Source organism: Sinomonas halotolerans, from assembly GCF_039615075.1.
Taxonomy (GTDB): Bacteria; Actinomycetota; Actinomycetes; order Actinomycetales; family Micrococcaceae; genus Sinomonas; species Sinomonas halotolerans.
The window spans coordinates 1-8,443 of sequence record NZ_JBDFRB010000001.1 but is presented as its reverse complement, the minus strand read 5'-3'; the positions used below and the strand labels follow the sequence as shown (position 1 = coordinate 8,443).

Here is an 8,443-nt window from a genome sequence, read left to right as displayed (position 1 = left end):
GGCCCCCCCCCCCGGGGGCGGCCCGGCCGGCCCGGGGGCCCCCCCCCCGCCCCCCCCCCCCCCCCCGCGTCCCCCCGTCAGCAGGACCGGTCGGCAGCACCGGTCACCCGGCAGGACGGTCACCGGAGCGCTGTTCCGCGCCGGCGGCGGGCCAGGTGCCGCAACCACGCGAGCGGATGGAGCGCACGACGGCGACGCTCGGCTGGGTGCTGCGCCTCGCCGTCGTCCGCGACGGGCACCGTGGCCGCGGCACCCGCCTGCGCGCGGCGCCTGCCGCTGTGCGCGCGGGTGAGCGCAGCGGAGGCATGCAGGCCGACGCGGGAGGAGCCGAATGCCTCCGGCGCCCGATGCCCCGCGGCCGTGAGGTCTGCCTGCCGCACCGCAGACCACGCCGCGGACACGAGGTAGACCTGGCTGACCAGGTTGAACCAGATGAGCAGACCGATGAGGATCGCGAACGGCGCGAGGAGGGGGATGGCGCCCGAGCGCGCCAGCAGCTGGGTGCTGAAGGCCTGCAGCAGCGACGTGCCGAGGCCCGCCAGCACGACGCCCTCGGAGAACGCGCGCCTGCCCAGCTCGAGCCCGCCCGCGAGCCGGAACAGGATGACAGCGGTGAGCGTGTTGAGCACGAGCGGGACCGAGAGGCCCACGGCCCAGCCGAGGGGCCGGACGACCGCGGAGTGCAGTCCGAAGGTGCCGGCCAGGAAGTCCAGTGCACCGGTGAACCCGACGCTCACGGCGGAGGTGACGACGATGAGCACGCCCAGGAGCAGCAGCGTGCCGATGTCCCGCAGCTTGAGCAGGAGCGGGTTGACCGTGAGAGGCGGAAGGCCGGTGATCCCGTGCAGGCCCTCGCGCACGCTCGTGATCCACCGGAGTGAGGAGAACACGGCCACGGCGAGCGCCACCACGGCCGCGACACTGAGACCCGTGGGATTGAGGAGCTCCTCGGGGTCGACCAGGCCCTCGGCTCCGCCCACCGAGAGCAGACCCGGAGCTGTCGCGGCCACGCTCGCCACCACCCGGTCCATGAGGGCGGGCTGGCCCGTGAGGAGGAGCGCCGCGAGGGAGAACCCCGCCGTGAGGAGGCCGAAGACGGAGAAGAACATGGTGAAGCCGATGCCCGCGCTCATGAGGGGACCGTGCTGGAGCGAATAGTGCTGGAACGCCCGCACCGGGCGGAGTGCCTTCACCGCCGCCACGAGCCACTGCAGCGCCGCCAGCGCGGTCTTGACTGGCCCCTCGCCGCTGCGCCTGGCCCGGCCCAGGTCCTGCCGCCGGCGCAGCACCTCGAGCCGGAGCTTCGCCTGCTCCGTGGGGAGGGGTTCCTCAGCCGGCTCGTCCGCTCCCGCTGGCCCTGTCCGTCGATGCGCCAAACTCAAGCTCTTCCCTCAGCTTCCAGAAGCCGCCGGCGTCGTGCTCGTACAGGCCCATGCTAGCCACCGTGAAGGACTCGCTGTAGGAGCTCAGCGCTGCTTCGGCCTCCTCGAGCCGTTCCTCGGGGACATCGTGCGCAACGGTCACGTGCGGGTGGTACGGGAACGGGAGCTCGCGCTCAAGGGGCCCCCGCTGGAGCTCTGCGTGCAGCCGCACGCACTCCTCGAAGCCCTCTTTGACCTGCACGTACACCACCGGGGAGACCGGCCGGAAGGAGCCTGTGCCGTCGAGCCCCACCCGGAAGGGCACGGCGCGGGCGGCGACCTCGCGGACGTGCCGCACCGTCTCGTCCCAGTCCTGGGTGAGCGTGGTCGTCACGAGGGTGATGTGGGCGGGGATGACTTCCGCGAGAGGGTCTCCGAAGGAGGCGCGCCAGGCCTTGAGCTCCCGGGCCACCCGCTCCGGGAAGCCGAGGATGATCCCCGCGAGCCGCTCCCCGCCGGCGGCAGCACCGCCGTCGGCCGCGCGCGCTCTGCTGCCGTCCACCTCACCCATGGATCAGGCGATGGAGGCGGCCGCGGGCGCGAGGGCGGGCAGGAAGCCGACCCGCTCGTAGACCTCGGCGAGGGTGGGCGCCGCGATCTCACGCGCCTTCGCGGCACCGTGGGCGAGCAGCCGGTCGAGCTCGGCGGGGTCAGCGAGGAGCTCCTCCGTGCGGGCCTTGAGCGGTGCGAGGGCCTCGACCACGATCTCCGCGAGGTCCACCTTGAGATGGCCGTACATCCTGCCCTCGTAGGAGGCCACGATGTCCTCGATGGTCCGTCCGGTCAGCGTCGAGTAGATGCTCAGGAGGTTGGAGACGCCCGGCTTGGCCTCGCGGTCGTAGCGGATGACCGTCTCCGTGTCCGTGACGGCGGACTTGATCCGCTTGGCCGTGACCTTCGGGTCGTCGAGCAGGTTGATGAGGCCGTTGGGCGAGTCCGCGGACTTGGACATCTTCGCCATGGGGTTCTGCAGGTCGTAGATCTTCGCCGACGTGCGCGGGATGAGCGGCGCCGGGACCGGGAAGGTCTCGCCGAAGCGCGTGTTGAAGCGGTGCGCGAGGTCCCGGGCGAGCTCGAGGTGCTGGCGCTGGTCCTCCCCCACCGGCACGCCGTACGGCTTGTACAGCAGGATGTCCGCCGCCATGAGCATGGGATAGGTGAAGAGGCCTGTGCTCGCCGAGTCGCTGCCCTGGCGGGCGGACTTGTCCTTGAACTGCGTCATGCGGGAGGCCTCGCCGAACGTCGTGAGGCACATGAGGACCCACGCGAGCTGGGCGTGCTCGGGCACGTGGGACTGGACGAAGAGGGTGGACTTCTCGACGTCGATCCCGCCGGCGATGTACTGGGCGGCCGTGAGCCGGGTGCGGTGGCGCAGCTCCGCCGGGTCATGCGGCACCGTGATGGCGTGCAGGTCGGGGATGAAGTAGAAGCAGTCGTACTCGTCCTGCTGCGCGACCCAGTTCACGAGCGCGCCGAGGTAGTTCCCGAGGTGCAGCGAGTCTCCGGAGGGCTGCATGCCGGAGAGCAGCCGCTGGCGGGGGGCGGGGGCCATGGCAGTGGTCATGTGTCAGTGGGCTTCCGGGTCTAGAGCTTGTAGTCGATGACGAGCGGGGCGTGGTCGGACCAGCGCGTATCCCACGCGGTGGCACGGTCGACGACGGCGTTCCCCGCCGCGGCGGCGAGGCCGGGGGTGGCCATCTGGTAGTCGATGCGCCACCCGGCGTCGTTGTCGAAGGCGCGGCCGCGCTGCGACCACCACGTGTACGGGCCGTCGATCTCGCCGGCGAGGGCGCGGTGGACGTCCTTCCAGCCGATCTCGTCCCCGAAGAAGCGGTCGAAGTACGCGCGCTCCTCGGGCAGGAAGCCGGCGCGCTTCTGGTTCGCCTTCCAGTTCCGGATGTCCAGCGGGGTGTGGCCCACGTTGAGGTCCCCCACCACGAGCGCGTAGTCGCTGTACTCGGCGAGCTCGGGGAGGCGCTTGAGCATGACCTCGAGGAACCGGTACTTGTCCTCCTGCTTCGGGGTGCCGACCTCGCCGGAGTGGACGTAGGCGCTCACGACCGTGAGCTGCCGCCCGCCGTCGAGCGCGAAGTCCGCCTCGACCCAGCGTCCCGCGGTGGCGAAGTAGTCGTCGCCGATCCCGATGCGCGTCTCGGTCGGCGCCTCGCGCGAGGCGATGGCCACGCCGGCGCGGCCCTTCGCGTCCGCCTCGGCGTGGAGCACATGCCAGCCCTCGAAGTACTCGTGCACCACGGGATCAGGCGCCCGGACCTCCTGCATGCACAGGATGTCCACGTCACGGGCGCCGAGCCACTCGGGCATGCCCTTGCGCCAGGCGGCGCGCAGGCCGTTGACGTTGACGGTGGCGATGCGCAGGGCGCCGTCCTTGGGCGCGTACGCGGGGGCGGTTGCGGCAGCGTCGAGGGTCACTGTGCCACTCTACCCCTCGTCGACGACCGTCCCCGCGACGGGGGCCTGGCCGTCAGGACGGAGCATGTCACGGGCGTTCGCGGCGGTGATCTGGATGGTCTCGAGGGCCCGCGCCACCTGGTCGTCGTCCTTGCCGAGGTTCTCGCGGACCACGCGCTCCTGGACCTGGATGATCTTGAAGGAGTGGTCGAGCTTGAGGTCGCGCGCGTCGTCGACCGTCCTCGCCTCGCCGGCCGTGCCCGCCATCGACGGCGCCCTGCCGCCGAACTGCCGGGCGGCCTCCTCGAACCTGGCCTGCGCGCGACGGCCCGCGCTGCGGACCGTGGTGAACACGAAGAACGCGAAGAGCAGCCACCCGAAGGAGACGACCGCCACGATCCAGCCGATCACATCGTTCTGGTTGGCTGCGAACAGCACCGCGACGAGGAAGGCGAGCACGAGCACCGACAGGCCGAGCGCCCCGACCCTGAATCCGCCCTGGCGGCGGAGTCCCTCTGACGGCTGCTGGGACGGATCGGGCTGCTGGGATCGGTTCGGACGGCCAAGACTCTGCATGCGCCCATTCTCCCAGACGGCGGAGGGCCCCCTCTGCACGTTCACCCCGGGCGCACACCGTCGAAATGGGGGACTGGACCGCCGAAATGGGGGACTGGACCTCTGAAGTGGCGGACTTGGCAGCCGGTGCCGGCAGAGCTTCGGAGCGCCTGTGCGGCTAAAGTGGCCCCGGACGGCGGCAGGAAGTCGGGTTCTTCTGGACGTCGGTCACGTTCTGGGTCACGTTCGGGGCACGACGACGGCGGCGCGGCGGCCGCGCGCGGAAGCGACCGCCGTCATGGGTCACCGCTGGACCGCCGGGGGCCTGCCTCGCCCGCCCCTGCCAGCCCGGCGCCGTCGAGCCCCGCTCATGCCGGGAATATCGACGTCGGTTCCGCGCGCGAAGTCCACGTTCCGCGACAACGGCGGCCGGAAGTCCCCCTGTGGCAGGGAAGTCCGCCAAAGGCGGACTTCCGGACAGAAAGAGGACTACCGATGCCACCTCGGCGGCCCAGCCCCCCCACCTCGGCGACCCAGCCCCCCACCTCGGCGACCCAGCCCCCCATCTCGGCGGCCCAGCCCCCCATCTCGGCGGCCCAGCCCCCCCATCTCGGCGGCCGAGTCCCCCACCTCAGCGGAGGAAGAGAGAACGGAGCCGCCGTGTGGTGAATGCGACGCCGATCGCGATCATCAAGAGGTAGTAGCCCACATGCAAAGCGGTGGCGGGGGTGAAGACTCCGATGCTGATCTGCCGCATGAGCTCCACGCCGTGCCACAGCGGGAACGCCTGCACGAGCCACTGCACCGGCTCGGGGTACACCGAGAGCGGGTAGAACGTGGCCGAGAACAGGAACATGGGCAGCATGAAGAACGTGATGAGGTCCATCTGCTGGAAGGTCTTCATGTAGCTCGTCACGGCCATCCCGAAGGACGCGAAGCCGAACGCCACCATGACGGAGGCGGGCACGAGCAGGAGCGCCCACGGGGTGGTGATGAGGCCCATGATTCCCATGACCCCGGTGAAACCGAGCGCGTAGAGGAAACCCCGGAACAGGGCCATGAAGATCTCGCCGATCGCAATGTCGAACGGCCCGAGCGAGGTGTACAGCATCCCCTGGTAGAGCTTGCCGAAGTGCATCTTGAAGAAGACGTTCCACGTCGAGTCGTAGATCGCGCCGTTCATCGCCGAGACGGCCAGGAGCGCGGGGGCGATGTAGGCGGCGTACGAGATGGGCGCGCCCCCGGGCCCCTCGACGTCCCCGACGAGCGCCCCGAGCCCGATCCCCATGGAGAGCAGGTAGAAGACCGGCTCGAAGAACCCCGAGACGAGGATGATCCAGTTCTGGCTGCGGATCACGCGGAATCCGCGCTCGACGACGGCCCGCGCGTTCCGCGAGTAGAGGTCGCTGAGGGCGCGGGTGTCGGCGGCGAGGGTGTAGTCCTCGTCCGTCAGCACGCCGCCCGTCCCCCCGCCGGCGGTCCCCCGCGCACCGGGCGCCTGCCTGTCCGCGCTCATGCCGCCATCCGCCTCGTGTAGTTCCTTCGGGCCCACGCAATCCCGACAGCGCCCAGGAGCGCGAGGTAGCCCACGTGCGCCGCCACGAGCCAGGGCTCCTCGGCCAGCCCGTAGGAGACTGCGCGGCCCAGCTGGTTGCCGTGCCACAGCGGCGAGATCCACCCGATCCACTGCAGCGCCGCGGGCATGGTCTCGAGCGGGTAGAACGTGCCGGAGAAGAGGAACAGCGGCATGACGATGAACCGCTGGATCATGGAGAACTGGAAGGCCTCCTTCTCGAGACGTGCGGCGTAGGCCATGAGCGGCGCGCCGAAGGCCATGGCCGCGCCCACCCCGAGCGGCACGAGCAGCCACGCGCTCGGGCTCGGCGCCGCGCCGAACGCGAGCATCACGAGGAAGAACACGAGGCACTGCACGGTGAGCCGGACCCCCACGGCCATGATGTGCCCGACTGCGAGCTGTCCGGGGACGAGAGGGGTCACGTGGGGCCCGTAGTACACGCGGCGCCACTTGAACCCGTCCATGACGGGGAACATCATCTCCATCGCGCACGTCATCACGGCGCTCGAGACGAGCAGCGCGGGAGCCGCGTACGCGAGGTACCCCACGCCGTCGAACGCCGCACCCTGCCCCCCGGCCCCGCCGCCGGCCGCAGTCCGGTCCACGATCGAGGCGAGCCCCACCCCCATCGAGAACAGGTAGAGGAACGGATTGCCCACGCTCGTCACGACGATGGTGAGCAGGTATGCGCGCATCGCCCTCAGCTGGTGCTCGGCGAAGTAGAACGCGCCCCAGCGGCGCGCCTTCGCGGCGGACACCTCCGGTGGGTGCGCGCGCACGACGGCGGCAGTCGCCGTCGCGCTTCCCTCCGCACCGGCGGCGGGGGGCGGGAGCGCTGCCCCAGGCGGCTGCTCAGTCAACGAGGGACCGCCCCGTCAGGCGCAGGAACACATCCTCGAGCGAGGAACGGCGCACGAGCGACGTGAGCGGGTCCAGCCCGCGGGCGCGGATCTGCTCGAGGGCGCGCTCGCCGTCGTCCGTGTACACGAGGATGCGGTCCGGCAGGGCCTCGATCCGCTGGCCCACCTCGGCGAGCTGGCCCACGACGGCGGCATTCCGCTCCGTGCCGAAGCGCACCTCGAGCACCTCCCGGCTCGAGTGCTCGCGGATGAGCGCCGCGGGCGAGCCCTCCGCCATGATGCGGCCCTTGTCCACGACGATGAGGCGGTCGCAGAGCTGCTCGGCCTCGTCCATGTAGTGGGTCGTGAGGACGAGGGTGACCCCCTGCTCCTTGAGCCGGAACAGCCGGTCCCACAGGACGTGGCGGGCCTGCGGGTCGAGGCCCGTGGTGGGCTCGTCCAGGAGGAGGATCCTGGGCTCGTTCACGAGCGAGCGGGCGATGGTGAGGCGCCGCTTCATGCCGCCGGAGAGCGAGTCGACCTTCGCGTTGGCCTTGTCCTCGAGCTGGGCGAAGGCGAGGAGCTCGTCCGCACGGCGCTTGAGGTAGGACATGGGGAGGCCGAAGTACCGGCCGTACACGATGAGGTTGTCGCGGACCCTCAGCTCCTCGTCGAGGTTGTCCTGCTGCGGCACGACGCCGAGGTGGGCGCGCACCTCCGGGCCCTGGCGCTCGGGGTCGAGGCCCATGATCTCGAGGCGGCCCGACGTACGCTGGGTGACGCCGCCGATCATGCGCATGGTGGTGGACTTGCCGGCCCCGTTCGGGCCCAGGAGGCCGAAGGACTCCCCTGCGGGGACGTCGAAGGTGATGCCGTCCACGGCGATGAAGTCGCCATAGGCCTTGGTGAGCTGGCGGGCGGAGATGACGGTGCGGCGGGCTGCCCCATTCACAGCGGCTCCCCCCAGTTGCACGGATGTGGAGTGTGGCACTCGTCTCACGGTAGTGCGCTAGGGCAACATTCGCAACGACCGTTTCAGAATCGCAAACGTCGCGGTCCGCCGGAGCCCGGCCCGGCAGCGGCGGCCATTGTCCGGCTCCCACGGCGGGCGTAGCGTGGAGAGGGCCGCCCAGCTACTCGACGAGGAGAACTGCCATGCGCCTGACCCGAAAGACCGCCCGGACCGTGGCCGCCACCGCGGTCGCCCTCACGCTCGCGGGCGTCTCCGCGCCGGCAGCCCTCGCCGGAGCGGGCGGAGTGCCCGCCATCCCCCTGAACACGGAGCAGGAGGTCACCGGATCCGACACCGGTGCCTCGGGCTTCTTCACGTACGAGATCAGCGGCGGCGAGCTCTGCTACACGCTCGAGGCCCGTGGCCTCTCCGTCGGCGCGACGGCAGCGCACATCCATCTGGGCGACCGCAACCAGGCCGGCGGTGTCGTCGTGCCGCTGGCCGTCGGCTCAGGAACGGACTGGACCGTGTCCGCGTGCACGGCCCCTGACGCGGCGACACTAGCCGCCATCGCGGCCAGCCCGCGCGACTACTACGTCAACGTGCACACGCCGACCTTCCCGGGCGGGGAGATCCGCGGCCAGCTCAAGTAGGCCAGGCAGCCGGTCCAAGCAGGCACAGCGCAGAAGGG

Annotated in this window: 9 protein-coding genes; 1 reads left to right on the top strand and 8 read right to left on the bottom strand. The window is 71.0% G+C overall.

Going from position 1 to position 8,443, the window contains the following annotated elements; genetic code table 11:
* Positions 1-119: 119 nt before the first annotated feature.
* The 8 genes from ABCQ75_RS00045 to ABCQ75_RS00010 all read right to left on the bottom strand — a co-directional run bounded on the left by ABCQ75_RS00045 (position 120) and on the right by ABCQ75_RS00010 (position 7,752).
* Positions 120-1,382, bottom strand: coding sequence for a YihY/virulence factor BrkB family protein (locus ABCQ75_RS00045; RefSeq protein WP_345882338.1), 1,263 nt, complete (start codon positions 1,380-1,382; stop codon positions 120-122).
* Positions 1,330-1,932 (bottom strand): 2'-5' RNA ligase family protein, encoded by a 603-nt coding sequence (locus ABCQ75_RS00040; RefSeq protein WP_345882337.1) that lies wholly within the window; start codon positions 1,930-1,932, stop codon positions 1,330-1,332. Before ABCQ75_RS00040 ends, ABCQ75_RS00045 begins: the two co-directional genes overlap by 53 nt.
* 3 nt (positions 1,933-1,935) lie before the next feature.
* On the bottom strand, positions 1,936-2,985 hold the full coding sequence (gene trpS, locus ABCQ75_RS00035) for a tryptophan--tRNA ligase (protein ID WP_345882336.1): 1,050 nt from the start codon (positions 2,983-2,985) through the stop codon (positions 1,936-1,938).
* Between the two features lie 20 nt (positions 2,986-3,005).
* Complete coding sequence (locus ABCQ75_RS00030; RefSeq protein WP_345882335.1) at positions 3,006-3,851, bottom strand: exodeoxyribonuclease III; 846 nt, start codon at positions 3,849-3,851, stop codon at positions 3,006-3,008.
* 9 nt (positions 3,852-3,860) lie between these two features.
* On the bottom strand, positions 3,861-4,406 hold the full coding sequence (locus tag ABCQ75_RS00025) for a hypothetical protein (RefSeq protein WP_345882334.1): 546 nt from the start codon (positions 4,404-4,406) through the stop codon (positions 3,861-3,863).
* Positions 4,407-5,016: 610 nt separating this feature from the next.
* A complete protein-coding gene (locus tag ABCQ75_RS00020) occupies positions 5,017-5,901 on the bottom strand; it encodes an ABC transporter permease (protein ID WP_345882333.1) in 885 nt (294 codons plus the stop codon).
* Complete coding sequence (locus ABCQ75_RS00015; protein ID WP_345882332.1) at positions 5,898-6,719, bottom strand: ABC transporter permease; 822 nt, start codon at positions 6,717-6,719, stop codon at positions 5,898-5,900. Before ABCQ75_RS00015 ends, ABCQ75_RS00020 begins: the two co-directional genes overlap by 4 nt.
* A 94-nt stretch (positions 6,720-6,813) precedes the next feature.
* Positions 6,814-7,752, bottom strand: coding sequence for an ABC transporter ATP-binding protein (locus ABCQ75_RS00010; RefSeq protein WP_345882331.1), 939 nt, complete (start codon positions 7,750-7,752; stop codon positions 6,814-6,816).
* Between the two features lie 203 nt (positions 7,753-7,955).
* On the opposite strand from ABCQ75_RS00010, the gene ABCQ75_RS00005 reads away from it, so the two are divergent.
* Positions 7,956-8,405: a CHRD domain-containing protein gene (locus tag ABCQ75_RS00005; RefSeq protein WP_345882330.1), complete on the top strand. Its 450-nt coding sequence runs from the start codon at positions 7,956-7,958 to the stop codon at positions 8,403-8,405.
* Positions 8,406-8,443 lie beyond the last annotated feature (38 nt).